The following is an 18,450-nucleotide window of genomic DNA, read 5'->3' on the forward strand; positions in this document are numbered from 1 at the left end:
CATCCCGCCATTTCCCCGCTGACCGACCTGCCGTACCCCGGACAGCCCGTCCGTGAGTGAATAGCCTCCGGGAGCTTTTCACTCACGGACCTGGGGGCCTTTGATGCGAGTCGTGATCGCCGAAGACGCAGTTCTGCTTCGGGCCGGGGTGATCCGGCTGCTCGCCGACGAGGGCATCGAGACCGTCGCCGAGGTGGACAACGGCGACGACCTGCTCGGTGCGGTCACCGAGCACCGGCCCGATCTGGCGATCGTCGACGTCCGGATGCCGCCGACTTTCACCGACGAGGGGCTGCGGGCGGCGCTGGCCGCGCGCAAGGAGGTCTCCGGCCTGCCGGTGCTCGTGCTGTCGCAGTACGTCGAGGAGAGCTACGCCGTCGAACTGCTTTCCGGAGGCGCGGGCGGCGTCGGCTACCTGCTGAAAGAGCGGGTAGCCGATGTGGACGAGTTCCTCGACGCAGTCCGCCGGGTCGCCGGCGGCGGCACCGCGATCGACCCGGACGTCATCGCGCAGCTGATGGCGCGCGGCCGGCGCAACCCGCTGGACGCGCTCACCGCCCGCGAGTCGGAGGTGCTCGGTTTGATGGCGCAGGGCCTGTCGAACACGGCCATCGCGAACTCGCTCGTGGTGTCGCACGGAGCGGTGGAAAAGCACATCGGCAACATTTTCTCGAAGCTCGGCCTCGAGGCCAGTTCGGAGGAACACCGCCGGGTTCGCGCGGTGCTGACCTATCTCGGCCGGTAACCCTCACTCGAACTGACGGCAGCCCCGGCTCGGGGGTCTCGCCTACCATGGACCGATGCCGTCCGAACCGAGCGACGAGACCCCGATGTCCGACCGTTGCGTCCGCTTTCTCGGCGGCCCGCTCGACGGCCGGGTGCAGGAGCTGTCGGACGAGCAGCCGGTTCCGGGCACTGTGGTGCGGCACATCCACTTGCACGGCGGGCCGAAGATCGAAACCCGGTACGAGCTCGGCCTGACCGAGCACGGCTGGGCGTACCGGGTGCAGGCGCACGAGTCCGAGCCGGAGCCGGACACCCTGCCCTGAGCAGCGGTTTCCGTGCCGGGTAGGGCAAACCCCACCGAGCGCCTCCTGCTGACCGGAGCGTGAAGTCGGCGGCCTGCACCGCTGTTTCCGGGCCGGGGAACCGGCAGGCTCTTGAGTCATGACGACGAGCCAGCTGCGACCCGGCAGCACCCGGGCGACCCGGGACATCTTCCTCGACGTGGTACGGGCCGGGGCGATCCTCCTGGTGGTCGCACAGCACTGGATGATGCCGGTGCTTTCCTTCTCCGGCACCACTCTCGCCACCGGCAACGCCCTCGCGACGCCCGGCTGGTGGATCATCACGTGGGCCTCGCAAGTGATGCCTCTGGTGTTCTTCGCCGGCGGTGCCGCGAACCTGATTTCCCTGCGCCGCGCCACCTCCACCCGCGACTGGTTCGCCGGGCGCGTGCGCCGGCTGCTGATTCCGGTGCTGCCGCTGCTGGCCGTCTGGCTCGTGGTGCCAGACCTGTTGCGCGGCATCGGAGTTCCCGGTCAACCGGTCCAGGTGGCCAGCGCGATCGCCGCACAGCTGCTCTGGTTCCTCTCCGTTTACCTGCTCACCGTGCTGCTCACCCCGTTGATGGTCGCCGCGCACCGCCGCTGGGGCCTGGCGGTGCCCGCGGTACTGGCCGCTCTCGGCGTTCTCGTCGACGTCGCCCGCTTCTCCGACCTCGGCATGATCGGCTACGCCAACGCGGTCATCGTCTGGGTTGCCGTGCACCAGCTCGGTTTCCACTACGTCGAAGGCAGGCTCGGCTCGCTGACCCGCCGCGCCGCGCTCGTCCTGTCCGCCGCCGGCTTCGGCGTGACGGCGTTGCTGGTCGCGTTCGGCCCGTACCCGGCGAGCATGATCGGGATGCCGGGCGCGCCGGTGTCGAACATGAGTCCGCCCACCGTGCTGCTGCTGTTCCTGGCGTTCGGCCAGATCGGTTTCCTGCTGGCGTTCCGCGACAAGCTGATCTCGCTGCCCCGGGTCACCGCGGCGCTCAGCTGGCTCGCCCCGCGAACCATGTCGGTCTACCTGTGGCACATGCCGGCCCTGGTCGTGGTGTCCGGCGTGACGGTCTTCGGACTGCGGTACTCGACGCCGGAGCCGGGCAGTTCGCTCTGGTTCCTGATGGCACCCGCTTGGGTCCTCGTCTGCGGCCTGGTCCTGCTGGGCCTGTTGCGGATGTTCGACCGCTTCGAAACCCAGCCGGACAGCCTGGTGGTGACCGCACGGACGCCGCAGCTGGTGCTCGCCGGCCTGCTCGCCTCCGGCGGCCTGCTCGGCCTGGCCGCGCACGGGTTCGCGCCGCTGAGCGACGGCCTGCTGACCGGGCCGGTGCCGTGGGTGGCGCTGATCGCGGCCGGGTTCACGCTGGCCGGGCGTCAGGTTTCGCTGCCCCGGCCGCTGGTGGCGGTCAGACGCTGAGCAGCTTCGCGGGGGTGTCGTGCAGTACCGCCCGCAGGAACGGCTCGCCCAGGCGATCGTCGGCTGCCCAGCCGGCGATCGCCTGCAGCTGTGTCGCGTACGAGTACGGAATGTTCGGGAAGTCGGTGCCGAGCACGATCCGGTCGGCGTACTCGGCGAGCCGGGCGGTCCAATCCGCCGGAAGCGGCGAGATGGCTTCCACGAACGGCACCCCGACCATGGTGGTGTCGAGATGCACGCGCGGATAGCGGGCCATCAACTCGAACGCGGCGTGGAACTCGGGCATCGCCGAGTGCGCGAGGACCGCGGTCAGCCGCGGATGCCGCCGCAGCACCTCCTCGAACACGTCGAGCCCGGTGAAGTCGCCGGGCCGCGGACCGTGTCCACAATGGATCACCACCGGGACGCCGGACTCCGCCAACGCGCCCCACACCGGATCGAGGAACTCGTTGCGCGGGTCGTACGCGCCGACCTGCACGTGCGACTTGAAACACCGGGCACCGGCGCGAAGCGCGGCGTCCACAGAGGACGCCGCCGCTGGCTCCGGGTAGAACGTGCCGGTGGGCACCGCGTCCGGCACCTGCTCGGCGAACTCCAGCGCCCACGAGGTGAGCCATTCGGCCATGCCCGGCTTGTGCGGGTACACCAGCGGCGCGAACCGCTTCACGCCCAGCGCGCGCAGCGTCTCGATCCGCTCCGCCTCGGACGTGCGGTAATGCACCGGCCAGGCCATGCCGTAGTGCTGCTCGGCCAGGTCGAAGTACGCCCACACCTTGTCCATCACCGGCTTCGGCAGGAAATGAACGTGCAGGTCGACGATCCCGTCGAGGCCGAGGCCGGCGAGCCAGGCCGGCACGTCGGCGTCGGTGGCCGGTCCGGGCATCACTCCGTGAACCGGCCCTTCAACGCCCGCCCCATGGCGCGGCTGATGTCCTTCTGCGCGTCGCGCTTGGCGATCGACTGGCGCTTGTCGTATGCCTTCTTGCCCTTCGCCAGCGCGAGCTCGACCTTGACCTTGCCGTCCTTGAAGTACATCGACAGCGGGACGAGCGAAAGGCCGCTCTCCTTGGTCTTGCCGATCAGCCGTTCGATCTCGCTCTTGTGCAGCAGCAGCTTTCGCGTGCGCCGCGGCATGTGGTTGGTCCAAGTGCCCTGGGTGTACTCGGGGATGTGGACGTTGCGCAGCCACACCTCGCCGTCGTCCACCGTCGCGAAGGCGTCCACCAGCGAAGCCTTGCCTGCCCGCAGGCTCTTGACCTCGGTGCCCTGGAGCACCATCCCGGCCTCGTAGGTGTCCAGGATGGAGTAGTCGTGCCGAGCCTTGCGGTTCGACGCGATGACCTTCTGTCCACGTTCCTTGGGCATACCGACCACTTTACGTGGCCGCCAGGGTGCCAAGCACGCCGGTTTCGCGCCGGAACGACGAACCGCCCGGCGAAGGAGTTCGCCGGGCGGTCCGCATGGTTCGGCGGGTCAGTGGCGCACGTACAACCGCAGCGTCACGTAGCCGGTGATCGCCGAGATCACGATCGACACGGCGAGCAGGATCGGCGCGACCGGGAACAGCACTTCGAGCGTGGTGATCTGCGGGAACACCTCGCCGGTGAACACGGTGTCGAGGAAGGACAGCTTCGTGAGCAGCAGGAACACCACCCCGAGCACCGCACCGACCGTGCCCGCGACCACCGCCTCCAGCAGGAACGGCAGCTGGGTATACCACCGCGTCGCGCCCACCAGGCGCATGATGCCGACTTCGGTCCGCCTCGTGAACGCGGAGACCTGAATGGTGTTGGCGATCAGCAGGAGGGCGGCGACGGCCATGATGAGCGCCATCACGAAGGCGATGTTCCGGACGCCGTTGAAGACGTTGAACACCCGGTCCAGGAACTTCTTCTGGTCGTCGACCTTCTTGACGCCGGGCTTGCCGGTGTACTGCTGGATGATCGCGTCCGAGCGGTCCGGGTCCTTCAGCTTGACCTGCAGCGACGCCGGCAGCGCCTCCGGACCGGCGAGCTCGAGCAGCTCGGGCTGGCTGGCGAAGATCTTCTTGAACCGGTCGTAGGCCTGGTCTCGGTTCTCGAAGACGACCGATTCCACGCCGGGGTTGTTCTGCAGCGACTGGCGCAGCCCGCCGCAGAGTGCCTGCGTGCAGTTCTTGTCGTTCGCGCTCACGTCGTCGACCAGCGTGATCGACACTTCGACTTCGGCGAGGAAGTTCGCCTTCATCTTGTCGATCGTGCGCACGGCCAGCAGGCCGCCGCCGAGCATGGCGAGCGAGACCGCGGTGGTGAGGATCATCGCGATGGTCATCGTGACGTTCCGGCGCAACCCGGTGACGACCTCGCTGAAGACGAAACTGGCTCGCATCGCTCTCGTGATTCCTTGGGTCGGGGCGGAAAAGGGGGCGGGTGCGTCAGCGGCCGATGCCGTAGACGCCGCGGGCGTCGTCGCGGATCACGCGACCGAGCTGCAGCTCGACGACCCGCCGCCGCATCGAGTCCACGATGGAATGGTCGTGCGTGGCCATCAGCACCGTGGTGCCGGTGCGGTTGATCCGCTCCAGCAGCAGCATGATGTCCTGGCTGGTGTCCGGGTCCAGGTTCCCGGTCGGCTCGTCGGCGAGCAGCACGAGCGGCCGGTTCACGAACGCGCGGGCGATCGCGACGCGTTGCTGCTCGCCGCCGGAGAGCTCGTTGGGCAGCCGGTCGGCCTTGCCGTCGAGGCCGACGAGTTCGAGCACCTCGGGCACGACCTTGCGGATCGTGGGCCGGGGCTTGCCGATGACCTCGAGCGCGAACGCGACGTTTTCCGCGACGGTCTTGTTGGCCAGCAGCCGGAAGTCCTGGAACACGCAGCCGATGGTCTGGCGCAGCCGGGGGACGCGGCGCCGGGCGAGCTTGGCGACGTCGAAGTTCGACACCATGACGCGGCCCTTGGAGGGAACCTCTTCGCGCAGCAGCAGCCGCAGGAACGTCGACTTCCCGGAGCCGGACGGGCCGATGAGGAAGACGAACTCACCCTTGTCGATCTCGACCGACACCCGTTCGAGGGCGGGACGGGTCGAGGTCTTGTAGACCTTGGAAACCTCTTCGAGCCGGATCACGGTTCGGCATACTACCCATGGGCCGCGTTAAGCCCTGGTTGCCGGTGCCTTGCGTCACGCGCAGTGCACCGGCCGCCACCGCGATCAGGCCGCGCTCGTCTGCCTGCGCCAGCGGATCCCGGCTTCGAGGAACCCGTCGATGTCGCCGTCGAGCACCGCGGTCGGATTGCCGACCTCGAATTCGGTCCGCAGGTCCTTGACCATCTGGTAGGGGTGCAGGACGTAGGAGCGCATCTGGTTGCCCCAGCTGGAGCCGCCGTCCTTGAGCGCGTCCATTTCGGCCCGTTCCTCCTCCTTTTTGCGCTGCAGCAGCCGCGCCTGGAGGACCTTCATCGCGGCCGCTTTGTTTTGCAGCTGCGATTTCTCGTTCTGGCAGGAAACGACGATTCCGCTCGGAATGTGCGTCAGCCGGACCGCGGAGTCGGTCGTGTTGACGCTCTGCCCGCCGGGGCCGGAGGAACGGTAGACGTCGACCCGGATGTCCTTTTCCGGGATGTCGACGTGGTCGACTTCTTCGACCTCGGGCAGGACCTCGACGTGCGCGAAGGACGTCTGGCGCCGGCTCTGGTTGTCGAACGGCGAGATGCGCACCAGCCGGTGGGTGCCCTGTTCGACCGAGAGCGTCCCGTACACGTAAGGAGCGGAGACCTTGAACGTGGCGGACTTGATGCCCGCTTCTTCGGCGTAGGAGATGTCGAAGACGTCGGTCGGGTAGCTGTGCCGTTCCGCCCAGCGCAGGTACATGCGGAGCAGCATTTCGGCGAAGTCGGCCGCGTCGACGCCGCCCGCCTCGGACCGGATGGTGACCACGGCGTTGCGTGCGTCGTACTCACCGGACAGCAGGGTGCGGACCTCGAGCGCGTCGACATCTTTGCCCAGGTCGGCGAGGTCGCCTTCGGCCTCGGTCATGCTGCCGGAGTCGCCTTCGTCGGCGGCGAGCTCGTAGAGGACGCCGAGGTCGTCGAGGCGCTGGCGCAGCTCGGAGACGCGACGGAGTTCGCTCTGCCGGTGGGACAGCTGGCTGGTGACCTTCTGGGCCTCTTCCGGATTGTCCCAGAGGGTCGGGCTGGACGCCTGTTCCTCGAGCTCGGCGACCTGCGCCCGCAGCGCGTCGAGGTCCATCACCGACTCGATCTGGGTCAGCTTGCCGGCCAGGTCCTTCAGTGCCGCATCGAACTCATCGCTCACATCGGACAAGGTTACGGCAAAACCCGCGACCGGTTGCGAACCGGTCGCGGGGCCGTGACCCGGATCAGGTCTGCGGGATGGAGTCGAGCAGCTTCAGGGCAGCCTTGGCCTGCGCCTGGGCGAACTCGGCGACTGCCTTCGCGTAGGGGCCTTCGGCCGCCTTGGCGGCGGTCTTGGCCTCCTCGAGCTGCCCCTGGTAGGTGGCGCGGGCGCTGTCGAGCAGGGCGGTGCGCTGCTTGGCGGTCAGCGAGCCGGCATGCACGAGCCGCAGGATGAGCGGGCTGCGCAGGTGGTCGGGGCCGGCCTCGGACGTGAGCCACGTCTTGAAGGCCTTCTTGCCCGCCGCGGTGAGCACGTATTGCTGGCTCGAGCGCGGCCCCTGCTTGCCGAGCCGGACGAGGCCCTCTTTGGAGAGCGCCGGGAGCTCGCGGTAGACCTGGCTGCGGGTGACACTGAAGAAGGCGCCGAAGCGCTCGTCGGCGCCCGACACGAGCTGCCCGCCGGTGGCGGGACCGTCGTGAAGCAGGCCGAGAAGAGCGGCGGCGGTTGCATTCAATTCGGACACCCCTCTACCGTCCCACTTAATTCCCGCTGTGTCCACAGTGGTCAAGACTGAGTCCATTGTGGCCACGAAATACCCACGTTCAGCCCAGTCCTTCAGCATGTCCACTTTAGACAAAGACACGCTCCGCAACCCCCGCCGAAACGATCACCGCCGGACACCACCACCCGAGCGACGGCCAAACAGCCCAGCCCACCCGTCCGCCCGCCCCACGCCGACCGGCCCCCAGGCCGCCTCCACCCGCAAAATCCGGCGAACGGGACCCCTGACCAGCCAAGACACCGTTAACGGGGGGTGCCTAAAACCTGCTGCGACAGGCGTGTAATCTTACTTTCACAACGACGCGGGGTGGAGCAGCTCGGTAGCTCGCTGGGCTCATAACCCAGAGGTCGCAGGTTCAAATCCTGTCCCCGCTACTTCAGACTGAAGGCTCGTGCATCCGCACGAGCCTTCAGTCTTTTCCGCATCGGAACTCTCCGCCCCCTCGCCCGCCGCCACGCTCCGCAGACGCGGACTATCGCGCGGATGAGCCAACGGCACCGCACCGCCGACGGGCACGCGCCTTTCGCAGCCCGATCCGCACGAGCCTCCCCGCACCGCCCCGTCCGGGACGACCGAGGGGCGCAGGTCGCTCAGCGGCCCACCCGCCCCGCCGTGGCGACCTGGCTCGCGCCAGCCAGGCTCAAGCCGCCGACCGGTACAGCCACGCCCCAGACCGCCACCCAGCCTTCGAACAACCCCAAGGTCTGAACCACTGAACCCGACGCACCCGCGACCTGGGCCGCGCACCACAATTCCTGCAGCCCCAGGCACAACCGAAAGCCAGTCGCCGCCCCCCCAACCGCACCCCGAATCGGAACGCAACCCCGACCCGGGGGGTCCAGGGGGGGGCACCCCCCTGGCGGGGGTCTGGGGGTTCGACCCCCAGGGACAAAACGAAAGAGGCGTGACTCGCGATTTCCGCGAGTACACGCCTCTGACCTCTGTAGCGGGGACAGGATTTGAACCTGCGACCTCTGGGTTATGAGCCCAGCGAGCTACCGAGCTGCTCCACCCCGCGTCGTAGGACCTACTTTACGCCAGGCTTTCCGCCTGGCGCAAAGCAGGTGCCCATTAGGTAACAGACGTCACCCGCCCGGCTGGGACGGCGCTCCGCTGGAGGGCGGAGTGCTCGGCTTGGCGGCCTCGTATTCGGTGATCGCCTGGGACAGCGCCTGCAGCGCCGAGCCCTGGTCGGCGAAGTTGCCCGACTGCTGCGCTGCCTTGAGTCTGGCGAGCGCGGCCTGGATGTCGCCGACGGCCTTGTCCAGTGCCGGGTTGTTGGCGTTGCCCGGCGGCGGGGTCGTCGCGGGCGGCGTGGTCGTGCCGGGGTTCGGCGTGGTCGGCGGCGGGGTCGTGGCCGGGGTGCCGGTGTCCTTGGGCCCGGCCGCGACCGCTCCGGTGCCGGCGCCGAACACCTGGTCCAGTGCCTCGCTCAGAGTGGCCGCGTAGCCGACCTTGCCGCCGAACGAGACGAGGACGCGGGCTAGCTGGGGATAGCTGTTCTGGTTGCGCTGCCGGATGTAGACGGGTTCGACGTTGAGGAACCCGTCGGCTACTGGCAGCGTGATCAGGTTGCCGTAGATGGGAATGATGTTGGGGTTGTTGAGCAGAGTGCGGTCTTGCGCCACTCGCGGGTCGCTCTGGAATCTGTTCTGGACTTGGACCGGGCCCTCGACCTGGTTCGTCCCGGTGGACGCGGCCAGCCGGAGCACTCGGATCGCCCCGTAGTCCTGCGGATCGGAGGAGACTGTCATCCAGGCCGACAGGTACTGCCGCTGCAGACCGGTGAGCGCGCTGGTCAGCTGGAACGTCGGCTTGCCTTCGCCGGCGGCGTTGGCGAGCACGTAGTAGCCCGGCTGGTTCGCGACGTTCGAGCCGGCCGCGGTGGAGCTGCCGTCCTCGGTCGGGTCCTGCGGGATGCTCCAGAACGCTTGCTGCGCATAGAACTCCTGCGGGCTCTCCACGTGGTAGCGGGCGAGCAGCTCGCGCTGGACCTTGAACAGGTCCTCCGGGTAGCGGAAGTGCGAGCGCAGCTCCGGCGAAATGTCCGAGCTGGGCTTCACCATGCCCGGGAACACATTTTCCCACGCCTTGAGGACCGGCTCGTTGTCGTCGATCGAGTACAGGGTGACGGTGCCGTCGAACGCGTCGACGGTCGCCTTCACCGAGTTGCGGATGTAGTTGATCGAGTTGTTGGCCTGTTTGGCCACGCCGTTGAGCGAGTCGTTCGTCGCCTCGCCCAGTTGGGTCTGCTGGGCGTACGGGTAGTTGTTGAGCGTGGTGTAGCCGTCGACGATCCAGAGGATGCGGCCGTTGACCACGGCCGGGTACGGGTCGCCGTCGAGGGTGAGCCACGGCGCGACCTTGCTGACCCGGTCGCGCGGTTCGCGGTTGTACATGATCTTCGAGCCGTCGCCGACGGCGTCGGAGAAGAGGATCTTCGGTTCGCGGTATTCGGCGGCGAACGTCAACCGGTTGAACCAGTTGCCGAGCGAGACGCCGCCCTTGCCGTCGTACAGGTAGCTGCGCTGGGCGGCGGTGTCGTACTCGCCGGGCGCCTTGCCGGGGGTGCCGCCGACGATCGCGTAGTCGGCCTGGTTGGCCAGTTCCCCGTAGTAGATCCGCGGCTGGGAGACCTTGATCCCGGGCTGGCCGTTGACCGCGCCGGCCCCGGCCGGGTTGGCGGTGTCGCTCGTGGTGGCGAGCGGGTAGCCGCCGTCGGAGTTCAGGTCCTTCACCGCGCGGTCGACGGTGTTGGCGGGCGCGGCGACGAACCCGTTGCCGTGCGTGTAGACCAGGTGCTTGTTGATCCAGTTGGTCTGGTTGCCGGTGAGCCCGTCGCTCTTGATTTCCTTGGCGGCCACGATGTAGTCCTGCGTGGTGCCGCCGATCGTGTACCGGTCGATGTCGAGCTTCTGCGGGAAGCCGTAGAAGTTCTCGCTGCCGACGCGCTGGGTGAACGTGTCGCTGAGGACGTTCGGGTCGAGCAGGCGGATGTTGGACAGCGTGCTGGCGTCGTTCTTGACCGCCGCGGCGGTGGCGTCGGTTTTGCCCGCGTACTGCTCGTACTTGACGCCGGAGAGCCCGTACGCCGCACGCGTCGCGTCCATGTTGCGCTGGATCGACGGCGCTTCCTTCTCGTTCGCGTTCGGCTTGACCGAGAACTGGTCGAGCACGGCCGGCCAGGCGACCCCGACCAGCACGCCGGACAGGATCAGCAGCACCAGCGAGATCGCCGGCAGCTGCAGGTTGCGCAGGAACGCCCCGGCGAAGAACGCGATCGCGCAGATCACCGAGATGCACAGCAGGATCAGCTTGGCCGGCAGCACCGCGTTGAGGTCGGTGTAGGTGGCGCCGTTGAACAGCGGCATGTCCCGGTCCGACAGCAGCAGGTTGTACCGGTCGAAGAAGTACTCGACCGCCTTGAGCAGAACGAAAAGCCCGACCGTGATGGCGAGCTGGGCGCGGGTCGGGCCGGCCAGCTGGCCGCCGCGGCCGGCGAGCCGGATGCCGCCGAAGAGGTAGTGCGCGATCAGCGCGCCGAAGAACGAGACGACGACCGTGACGAAGAGCCAGCCGAGCAGCCAGTTCACGAACGGCAGGGTGAAGGCGTAGAAGCCGATGTCGATGCCGAACTGCGGGTCTTTCTGGCCGAACGAGGTGCCGTTGAGAAACAGCTGGATGGTCTGCCAGTCGCCGTTCGCGGACGCGCCCGCGATGACGCCGGTGAGCACCGGGATGCCGATGCCGAACAGCCGGATCCGGCTGACGACCACCGAGCGGTAGCGCGACAGCGGGTCGTCGCGTCCGGACACCGGCACGAAGACCGGGCGAGTGCGGTAAGCGATCAGCAGGCTGACTCCCAGCGCGCCGCCGACCAGCAGCCCCACCGCCAGGAACAGCACGAGCCGGGTGAGGATTTCGGTGGTGAAGACCGATCGGGCGCCCAGCTCGCCGAACCACAACCAGTCCACATAGGTGCTCAGCAACCGGACGCCGGCCAGCAAGGCCAGCACGATCACCGCGGCGATGATGAGGAGTATCCGGCTGCGCCGGGACAGCTTCAGGCTCACCGGGGGCCGAGTCGCCACGGCTACGCTCCTGTCTTCGTGAACACGTCCGCACGGGGACGGAGAGGTCCCCGTGACCTCTAACTCTACGGATGGGGTCGCGAGTTCCCGGGACCGCCCAAACCGGGCGCGCGCGGCGCGTCGCGGGGCCGCCTGCGACGATGGTCTCCATGCCACCGAGTGAGCCGTCTGCCGCCCACCCTGTCGCCGGGCTGGCCCGGGAAGTCGAAGAGTTCGTCGCCTCCGCCGGCTGGGACCAGCCGCCGCAACTGTTCGCGCTGGTGCCGACCGCGGCGCTGCTCGACGAGCAGCCCGAACTGGCCGGTCAGCTGGACCGGGCGAACCCGCTGACCCCGGTGGCGCAGGACGCGCTGCCGGACGGCGACCTCGCCGAATCGCTCGGCCGCATCGCGTGGCCGGAGATCGTCGTCGGATGCGCGCTGGCGCAGGAGATCATCGTGCTGCCGCCGGACGCGGAGGCGGAGCTCGAAGGGTTCGCCGAGGCGGACGCGGCGAGCCTGCGCAAGGCCGCCGCGGACCACCCGCGCCGCACCGAAGCGCGTCTCGTGGCCGCCGTGCTGCGCGACGGCGAGACCGCCTGCGTGATGCGGCTGCGCGGCGTCCAGCCCGGTGACGAGACGAACGACGAGAACGCGGTGGACGAACTGGTGGAAAGCGCGGACCTCGCGCCGAACCTGCTGGAAGCGTTGAAGGCCACGCTGCAGCCCTGACCCACGGCCGGCTGGCCCCTCCGGCCGCCCGCCGCCCCGGCCAAAAGCCGTGAAGGGCCCTTTCCGGGAATCTGATTCCGGAAAGGGCCCTTCACGGCTTCGTCGAGTCGCCGCCGGTCAGCAATGCGCGGTCGGCCGTCCGGCCTTCAGGTTGTCCAGCTGGGCGAGCGCGTCGTCCAGTGTGGACACCTTGATGAGGTTGAGCCCGGCCGGCGCGGCCGACGCGGCCTCGGCGCAGTTGTGCTCGGGCACCAGGAAGTCGGTCGCGCCGGCTTCCTTCGCTCCGATGACCTTGAACGAGATGCCGCCGATCGGCCCGACCTGCCCGGTCTCGCTGATCTCGCCGGTGCCCGCGATGTGCCGGCCGCCGGCCAGGTTGCTGTCCGGCTTCCCGGGCGGAGTGAGCCGGTCGATGATCGCGAGGGTGAACATCAGGCCGGCCGACGGGCCGCCGACGTCCTGCAGCGAGATGTCGACGGTGAACGGGGCGATCGCCTTGTCCACCGCGGTCAGCCCGAGGAACCCCTGGGTCCGGTCGCTGCGCTGGGCGAGCGTGACCGGCACGGTCCGTTCCGCCTGGCCGAGATGCTGGAAGGTGACCTGGACGCTGTCCCCCGGCTTGGTGTTGGTCAGCGCCGCGGCGACTTCGGCGGCTTCCTGGACCCGCTTGCCGTTGACCGCGACGAGCTTGTCGCCGGGGGCGAGGATGTGGTCGGCCGGGCTGCCGGAGACGATCTGCTTCGCGACCACCTGCACCGGGTAGCCGAGGTGGCGCAGCGCGGCGACCTGCGCGTTGCTCTGCGAGTTCTGCAGCTGCTGGATGTTCTCCTGCTTGACCTGCTCGTTCGTCTCGCCCGGCTTGTAGTACTCCTCGCGCGGCGCGAGCGCGTAGCGGCCGCTGGCCCACAGGCCGAGCGCGGTGAACAGGTTGATCCCGTCGTTCAGCGAGACGGTGGTCATCCGCAGCTCGCCGGTGGTGTCGTAGCTCTGCTGCCCCTTGACCTGGATCACCGCGTTGCCCGCGGCGTCGCGGCCGAGGGTGTCGTAGGTGGGGCCGGGGCTGATCGCGACGTAGGGCACCTGGACCAGGAACCCGGCCACGACGAACACCAGGAACAGCACGCCGCTGACCGTCATCGTCCAGCCTCGGCGGGTCATCCGCCGGTCGCGGCGGGACGACGCGTCCGGCGGCTCGGCGCGGCTGGACTGGTTCGCGGTCTCCTCGTCCGGTTTGGTCACGAGCGACAGCGTACGGTGACGGTGTTCGCTTCCCGGTGAAGGCCACGGTTGACGCGCTGACGCGGCCCGCACCCGCGTACGGTGGACCTATGAGCAATCCCCCGTTCGGCTTCGGACCGCCCGATCCCGACAAGCGCGGCGACGACGACCCTTCGAACCCGGGACCCTCCGGTGCCGAGGCGTTCAACCAGCTGGGCCAGATGCTGAGCCAGCTGGGGCAGATGATGAGCCAGGCGGGCTCGTCTAGCGGGCCGGTCAACTACGACCTGGCGAAACAGATCGCGCTGCAGAACCTGAGCGGACGGGACGACGCCAAGATCGGCTTTTCCTCCTCCGGCGGCCCCGGCGACTCCGCGACCGCCGTGCGCGACGCCGCTCATCTGGCAGAACTGTGGCTGGACGCGGCGACGATCCTGCCCGCGGGTGCGACGACGACCGTGTCGTGGTCCGCGCGTACCTGGGTGGAGAAGACCCTGCCGACCTGGCAGCTGCTGTGCGACCCGGTGGCGCAGCAGATGTCCGGCGCGTGGCTGCAGGCGCTGCCCGAAGAGGCGAAGCAGGCAGCCGGCCCGCTGCTGTCGATGATGGGGCAGATGGGTGGAATGGCGTTCGGCTCGCAGCTCGGCAACGCGCTCGCGCAGCTGGCGCAGGAGGTGCTGACCTCGACCGAAGTCGGCCTGCCGCTCGGCCCGGCCGCCACCTCGGCGCTGCTGCCGGCGAACATCGAGAAGTTCACCGAGGGCCTGGAGTTGCCCGCCAGCGAGGTCCTGGTGTTCCTCGCCGCCCGCGAAGCCGCGCACCAGCGTCTGTTCGCGCACGTGCCGTGGCTGCGCCAGCGTCTGCTCGGCACGGTCCAGGAATTCGCCCGCGGAATCACCGTCGACACGTCGGCACTGGAGTCCCTGGCTGGTCGCATCGACCCGGCGAACCCGGCGAGCATCGAGGAAGCGATGTCCTCGGGTCTGCTGGAACCGCAGACGACCCCAGAGCAGCAGGCCGCGCTGAAGCGCCTGGAAACACTGCTGGCCCTGGTCGAGGGCTGGGTGGACGTGGTGGTGGCCGAGGCCATCGGCGACCGTCTGCCCGGTGCCGGTGCGCTGCGCGAGACCCTGCGCCGCCGCCGCGCGACCGGCGGACCGGCGGAGCAGACCTTCGCCACGCTGGTCGGCCTGGAGCTGCGTCCTCGCCGGATGCGCGCCGCGTCGTCGCTGTGGAAGCTCGTCGGAGAACGCTACGGCCTGGAAAAGCGCGACGGCCTCTGGTCGCACCCGGACCTCATGCCGACCGCGGAGGACCTGGACGAGCCGCTGGACTTCGCCGAGCGCCTGGCCGAGGCAGCCGCGATCCCGGCGGATCTGGACCCGATCGCGGAGCTGGAGCGGACGGAGAAGGCGGAGCGCGAGGCCCGGGAAGCGAAGTCCAGCTCCGGTTCCGGCGCTGGCGAAACGCCGTCCGCCGACGACGCCAAGGGCACCGAGACCCCCAAGGACACTCCGAAGGACGAGGGAAACCCGCCCGCCTGAGCCCTCACCCGGGCGGTCTCTCCAGGAATGCTCTGACCGCCCGCTCATTCCCACCCGCGCGGCCCGCCTCGACCTCCTCGAGCCGGGCCGCGCGGCTGTTCTGCCCGGTCCAGCCGCGACCGACTCAACGGTGCCAGCAGCCGCTTCCCGCTCCATTCGCCGATCGCTCGCCACCGCCGGCCACTCGCCGCCCCAGCCGGCCGCGCACCACCTTGCCGACCGCTCACGACCCCAGCCCGCCGCTCACATCCCGGCCGACCGCTCACCATCCCGGCCGGGCTCCGGCCAGCTCAGTCTTCCTCCGATATCCCCCACCCCGCCGCCGCGGACAGCCCCTCCAGATACCCGATCGCCCGTTCCGTCTTCGGGTACCGGTTGACGAGTGCCCAGAACGCCGCGTCGTGCCCGGGCTCGCGCAGGTGGGCCAGCTCGTGCACCAGGACGTAGTCCAGCACCCATTGCGGCACCCGCTGGAGCCGGTCGCTGACCCGGATCGTCGCGTCCACTGGAGTGCACGAGGCCCATCGGGTCCGCATCGGCGGCACCCAGCGCACGCTGGCCGGCAACGCTTTCCCGTCCAGGTATTTCGCCACGAGCATGGTGCAGCGCGTCAGCAGCACCGCGTCCGACGACTTGGGCGGAGCCGCCGCCTTCGCGCCGGAGCGCAACAGCTTGCGCTCCATCTCCGCGACCCAATGCCTCTCTTCCGCGCGGGTCATCCGTGCCGGAATGAGCACCACCAGGGTGTCGTCTTTCCAGTACGCGGTGACCGTCCGGTGCCTGCGCTGGCTGCGCCGCACCTCGACCTTGTGCCGTGGAGTGTCCGAGGGGGCGTTCGCGCCCCTGCCCTTAAGCGAGGGCGTCCGTGCTTCGACCACCCCACAACGGTAAGGCTCAGCACCGACAACTTGGAGCGCCGAAAAGGTCACAGACCTGAGTTGTCCACAACTTGCTCTCCCTGTGGACAACTGGGTTTCCCACCCGCTCGTGGCGCTGCGTGACTGCCAAGCTGGCCGTATGACCCTGTCCACCGTTCCACCGCCGGACGTGCTCCTCCCGGCGTATCCGTCCTTGCTTCCGGGCATCCACGTGCTCGAACGCGGCGGTGCCGAGATCCAGTTCGGCCTTGACCCGCGCCACGGCGTCGTCGCCGCCGGACTGCCCGCGCCGATCGTCGACAGCGTCCGCAGGCTCGACGGACGGCGCAGTCTGGAGTCCGTGCTGCTCGCGGCAGGCGAACACCGGAACCAGTTCCACCTGCTGCTGAAGCAACTGACCGCGCTCGGTTTGGTCACCGAAGCGGCGGCACCGAGCGCGAAGCGCGTCGAGACCGGGTTGTGGTCGTTGCGCGCCCGGCATTACCAACCCGCGCTCACCGACCGTCGTCGGCAGAGCTTCATCGGGGTCCACGGCAGCGGCCGGATCGCGGTCGCGGTGGCCGCGCTGCTGGCGACGGCCGGCGTCGGACATCTCGACATTCGAGCGTCCGGCACGGTCACCGAGGCCGACCTCGGCACCGGGCTCACCCCCACTGAACTGGGCCAACCGCGACACAAAGCGATCCGTGCCGTCCTCTCCCGGATCGCGCCGGACGTCCGCACCTCGCGCAATCATCGCCGCATACCCGACCTCGTGCTGCTCACCGACACGCTGGTGCCGCCGCCGGAGGACGTCGCCAAGCTGGCCGAGGCCGGCATCCCGCATCTGCCGGTCCAGGTCCGCGAAGGAACCGGCATCGTCGGTCCGTTCGTGGAACCTGGCCGCAGTGCCTGCCTGCGCTGCTGCGACCTGCACCGGACCGACAGCGATCCGGCGTGGCCGCGGATCGCGACCCAGCTGGTCGGCCAGATTCCACGACCCGACCTCGGTGCGGTGCAAGCGTGCGCCTCGTTGGCGGTCGCGCAGGCGATGCGCGTCCTCTCGCCGAGCGAAACCCGACCGCCGGCGTGGAACACCACGCTCGAGATCGACACCTTTGACGGGCAGCTGCGCCGCCAGTACTGGGAGCCGCATCCCGAGTGCGGCTGCGGCGCACCGGTTCCCTTGGAAGCAGAGCCCGACGAGGCTCCGAACGAACCAACGGAGGCACGTCAAGAGAGGTAGGACACACATGGACGCCGTCTGCGGGCTGCGGTGGCCGTGGTCGCCAGGGCAGAATCGCTAAGGTGACCGACTTCCGCGACCGCTCCGGAGAACGCGATTCCGCTATGCCGCGCCGCGGTGCTGCCCGCACCGCGAAGCTGGCCAGCCTGCCGCTCGGCATCGCCGGCCGGGCGGTCGGCGGATGGGGCAAACGGCTCGCCGGGCAAAGCGCTGAGCAGGTGAGCGCGACGCTGTCGGCGAAAGCCGCGGAGCAGCTGTTCGAGGTGCTCGGCACGCTCAAGGGCGGCGCGATGAAGTTCGGGCAAGCGTTGAGCGTGTTCGAAGCCGCGGTGCCGGACGACATGGCGCAGCCGTACCGGGAAGCGCTCACGAAGCTGCAGTCGGCGGCTCCCCCGATGTCGGCCCGGCAGACCCACCGGGTGCTCGCCGAGCAGCTCGGCCGGTCGTGGACCGGGCGTTTCGCGGACTTCGACGACGAGCCCGCCGCCGCGGCGAGCATCGGCCAGGTGCACCGCGGCGTCTGGCACGACGGTCGCCCGGTCGCGGTCAAGGTGCAGTACCCGGGAGCGGACGAGGCGTTGCGCAGCGACCTGCGTCAGCTGCAGCGGTTCAGCAGGCTGTTCCAGGCGTTCATCCCCGGCACTGACGTGAAGCCGCTGCTGACGGAGCTGTCCGAACGGATGGACGAGGAGCTCGACTACCTCGCCGAAGCGGACAATCAGCGCGCGTTCGTGAAGGCATTCGAGGGCGACCCCGCGTTCCTGATCCCGCGCGTCGTGGCGAGCGCGCCGAAGGTCGTGGTCAGCGAATGGGCCACCGGCACTCCACTGGCCCAGATCATCGCGAACGGCGACGTGGAAACCCGGAATCTCGCCGGACGGCTGCTCGCCGAATTCCACTACTCGTCGCCGGCCCGGGCGCATCTGCTGCACTCCGACCCGCACCCCGGCAACTTCATGCTCACCGAAGACCGCCGGCTGTGCGTCATCGACTTCGGCGGCGTCGCCAAGCTGCCGCACGGCATTCCGCGGCACCTCGGCGAGATCACTCGCCTGGCCCTCGACGGCCACTCCGCCGAGCTCATGCGGCTGCTGCGCGAAAACGGCTTCGTCCGCGAGGATTCGCAGCTCGAAGCAGAGGAGGTACTGGCGTACCTCGCTCCGTTCACCGAGCCGCTGGCACAGCCGACGTTCCACTTCACCCGGCGCTGGATGCAACGGCAGGCGGGCCGGGTCGGCGATTCCCGCGGCAACGACTTCCATGTCGGCCGCTCGCTGAACCTGCCGCCGGAATACCTGATGATCCACCGGGTCACCGCGGGCTCCACCGGGATCCTCTGCCAGCTCGACGCCGAGATCCCGGCCCGGGGCATCGTGGAGCGCTGGCAGCCCGGGTTCGCCGCCTGAGTTGTCCACAGGGCAGTCCT

Annotated in this window: 16 protein-coding genes and 2 tRNA genes; 8 read left to right on the forward strand and 10 right to left on the reverse strand. The window is 69.1% G+C overall.

The window, feature by feature from the left end; translation table 11 throughout:
- Nucleotides 1-103 precede the first annotated feature (103 nt).
- The 3 genes from AMYBE_RS0125725 (at nt 104) to AMYBE_RS0125735 (ending at nt 2,463) form a co-directional block, all read left to right on the forward strand.
- Nucleotides 104-745 (forward strand): response regulator transcription factor, encoded by a 642-nt coding sequence (locus AMYBE_RS0125725; protein ID WP_020662272.1) that lies wholly within the window; start codon nt 104-106, stop codon nt 743-745.
- A gap of 85 nt (nt 746-830) precedes the next feature.
- The gene (locus tag AMYBE_RS0125730; RefSeq protein WP_027928010.1) at nt 831-1,049 is read left to right on the forward strand and encodes a hypothetical protein; all 219 of its coding nucleotides are present in this window, start codon (nt 831-833) and stop codon (nt 1,047-1,049) included.
- Between the two features lie 118 nt (nt 1,050-1,167).
- A complete protein-coding gene (locus AMYBE_RS0125735; RefSeq protein ID WP_020662274.1) occupies nt 1,168-2,463 on the forward strand; it encodes an acyltransferase family protein in 1,296 nt (431 codons plus the stop codon).
- Here AMYBE_RS0125735 and AMYBE_RS0125740 read toward each other — a convergent pair.
- The 6 genes from AMYBE_RS0125740 to AMYBE_RS0125765 all read right to left on the reverse strand — a co-directional run bounded on the left by AMYBE_RS0125740 (nt 2,453) and on the right by AMYBE_RS0125765 (nt 7,319).
- Nucleotides 2,453-3,349 (reverse strand): amidohydrolase family protein, encoded by an 897-nt coding sequence (locus AMYBE_RS0125740; RefSeq protein WP_027928011.1) that lies wholly within the window; start codon nt 3,347-3,349, stop codon nt 2,453-2,455. The two genes, AMYBE_RS0125735 and AMYBE_RS0125740, sit on opposite strands and share 11 nt — an antisense overlap.
- On the reverse strand, nt 3,346-3,828 hold the full coding sequence (gene smpB / locus AMYBE_RS0125745; RefSeq protein WP_020662276.1) for an SsrA-binding protein SmpB: 483 nt from the start codon (nt 3,826-3,828) through the stop codon (nt 3,346-3,348). Before smpB ends, AMYBE_RS0125740 begins: the two co-directional genes overlap by 4 nt.
- Before the next feature lie 108 nt (nt 3,829-3,936).
- Entirely contained in the window at nt 3,937-4,830 is an 894-nt protein-coding gene (gene ftsX, locus AMYBE_RS0125750) for a permease-like cell division protein FtsX (RefSeq protein ID WP_020662277.1), read from the reverse strand.
- Nucleotides 4,831-4,876: 46 nt separating this feature from the next.
- Nucleotides 4,877-5,566, reverse strand: coding sequence for a cell division ATP-binding protein FtsE (gene ftsE, locus AMYBE_RS0125755; protein WP_009073292.1), 690 nt, complete (start codon nt 5,564-5,566; stop codon nt 4,877-4,879).
- An 84-nt stretch (nt 5,567-5,650) separates the two neighbouring features.
- A complete protein-coding gene (gene prfB, locus AMYBE_RS0125760) occupies nt 5,651-6,754 on the reverse strand; it encodes a peptide chain release factor 2 (RefSeq protein ID WP_020662278.1) in 1,104 nt (367 codons plus the stop codon).
- Between the two features lie 64 nt (nt 6,755-6,818).
- Nucleotides 6,819-7,319: a PadR family transcriptional regulator gene (locus AMYBE_RS0125765; protein ID WP_020662279.1), complete on the reverse strand. Its 501-nt coding sequence runs from the start codon at nt 7,317-7,319 to the stop codon at nt 6,819-6,821.
- Nucleotides 7,320-7,658: 339 nt separating this feature from the next.
- Between AMYBE_RS0125765 and AMYBE_RS0125770 the strand changes: the two genes are divergently transcribed.
- Nucleotides 7,659-7,732, forward strand: a tRNA-Met gene (locus AMYBE_RS0125770).
- A gap of 570 nt (nt 7,733-8,302) precedes the next feature.
- Here AMYBE_RS0125770 and AMYBE_RS0125775 read toward each other — a convergent pair.
- Nucleotides 8,303-8,376 (reverse strand) — tRNA-Met (locus AMYBE_RS0125775).
- A 67-nt stretch (nt 8,377-8,443) separates the two neighbouring features.
- Nucleotides 8,444-11,431, reverse strand: coding sequence for a UPF0182 family protein (locus AMYBE_RS0125780; RefSeq protein ID WP_020662281.1), 2,988 nt, complete (start codon nt 11,429-11,431; stop codon nt 8,444-8,446).
- Nucleotides 11,432-11,598: 167 nt separating this feature from the next.
- Here AMYBE_RS0125780 and AMYBE_RS0125785 point away from each other — a divergent pair, with 167 nt between their 5' ends.
- Nucleotides 11,599-12,159 carry a PPA1309 family protein gene (locus AMYBE_RS0125785; RefSeq protein ID WP_020662282.1) on the forward strand — a complete coding sequence of 187 codons (561 nt, stop codon included), beginning with the start codon at nt 11,599-11,601 and terminating at the stop codon, nt 12,157-12,159.
- A 117-nt stretch (nt 12,160-12,276) separates the two neighbouring features.
- On the opposite strand, the gene AMYBE_RS0125790 is transcribed toward AMYBE_RS0125785, so the two are convergent.
- Nucleotides 12,277-13,296, reverse strand: a complete 1,020-nt coding sequence (locus AMYBE_RS0125790) for a YlbL family protein (protein WP_154676617.1) — start codon at nt 13,294-13,296, stop codon at nt 12,277-12,279.
- 191 nt (nt 13,297-13,487) lie between these two features.
- Between AMYBE_RS0125790 and AMYBE_RS0125795 the strand changes: the two genes are divergently transcribed.
- Nucleotides 13,488-14,921, forward strand: a complete 1,434-nt coding sequence (locus AMYBE_RS0125795) for a zinc-dependent metalloprotease (RefSeq protein ID WP_020662284.1) — start codon at nt 13,488-13,490, stop codon at nt 14,919-14,921.
- Between the two features lie 290 nt (nt 14,922-15,211).
- Here the strand turns inward: AMYBE_RS0125795 and AMYBE_RS0125800 are convergent, their stop codons facing one another.
- Nucleotides 15,212-15,721: a YgjP-like metallopeptidase domain-containing protein gene (locus AMYBE_RS0125800; protein WP_020662285.1), complete on the reverse strand. Its 510-nt coding sequence runs from the start codon at nt 15,719-15,721 to the stop codon at nt 15,212-15,214.
- Nucleotides 15,722-15,938: 217 nt separating this feature from the next.
- Here AMYBE_RS0125800 and AMYBE_RS0125805 point away from each other — a divergent pair, with 217 nt between their 5' ends.
- Nucleotides 15,939-17,024 carry a TOMM precursor leader peptide-binding protein gene (locus tag AMYBE_RS0125805; protein WP_020662286.1) on the forward strand — a complete coding sequence of 362 codons (1,086 nt, stop codon included), beginning with the start codon at nt 15,939-15,941 and terminating at the stop codon, nt 17,022-17,024.
- Nucleotides 17,025-17,128: 104 nt separating this feature from the next.
- Nucleotides 17,129-18,430 (forward strand): ABC1 kinase family protein, encoded by a 1,302-nt coding sequence (locus AMYBE_RS0125810; RefSeq protein WP_425386957.1) that lies wholly within the window; start codon nt 17,129-17,131, stop codon nt 18,428-18,430.
- Nucleotides 18,431-18,450 lie beyond the last annotated feature (20 nt).

The organism is Amycolatopsis benzoatilytica AK 16/65, assembly GCF_000383915.1.
GTDB classification, from domain to species: domain Bacteria; phylum Actinomycetota; class Actinomycetes; order Mycobacteriales; family Pseudonocardiaceae; genus Amycolatopsis; species Amycolatopsis benzoatilytica.